General features: G+C 80.2%; 1 pseudogene. It reads right to left on the bottom strand.

Going from position 1 to position 645, the window contains the following annotated elements:
- A pseudogene (locus ND747_RS29405) lies at window positions 1-269 on the bottom strand (hypothetical protein); the annotation flags it as partial.
- Window positions 270-645 lie beyond the last annotated feature (376 nt).

The raw sequence follows: 645 nt of genomic DNA on the forward strand, positions 1-645 counted from the left end.
GGACCGCCCGGTGCGGCCACGGCGCCGTAGGGGCGTGGCGCGGCGTCCCGACCGGCGACACCCGCGCCACCCTGGCCGGGGGCGTACTCGCCGGCCTGGGCGGCGAAGGCGTCCCCTCGGGCGGCGGCGAGTGCGTCGCCCCGCGAGGCGGCGTCGACGGTGGGCCGGGTGAGCGGCGCCGCGGGCGAGGCAGAACGCGGCCCCCGATCGGAGTACGGGCGGTCGGCGTCCGGCACGAACGTCGGGCCCACCCCCCGATTAATGATCATTGTGCCCTCGGCGGACTCCGCGGAACCGGGCTGCGCGGGGCCTGGACCACCGTCACGCCGGGGCACCCTGGCCGTCCGATCGGTCGGCCCCACCGCACCCGCACCGCCCCCGCCGGAGCCCTGACCGCCGGAGCCCAGGCCACCGGAGCCCAGGCCTGCGCCGGGCCCCTTGGTCCCCAGCCCCCCGGCACCCTGACCGCCGACGCCCTGGCCGCCGGCACCCTGACCGCCGACGCCAGGGCCGGCGTGGGATGCGCCACCAGGCCCGGACGAGGGTGGCACCCGAGAACCGGTGCCCCCGATCGGGCGTCCCGGCTGGAACGAGTTCGCGGGCGGCGGCGGACCGGACGGACGGAACGCGTCGGCGGGCGGCGGC

Source organism: Frankia sp. R82 (assembly GCF_023716925.1).
Lineage (GTDB): Bacteria > Actinomycetota > Actinomycetes > Frankiales > Frankiaceae > Frankia.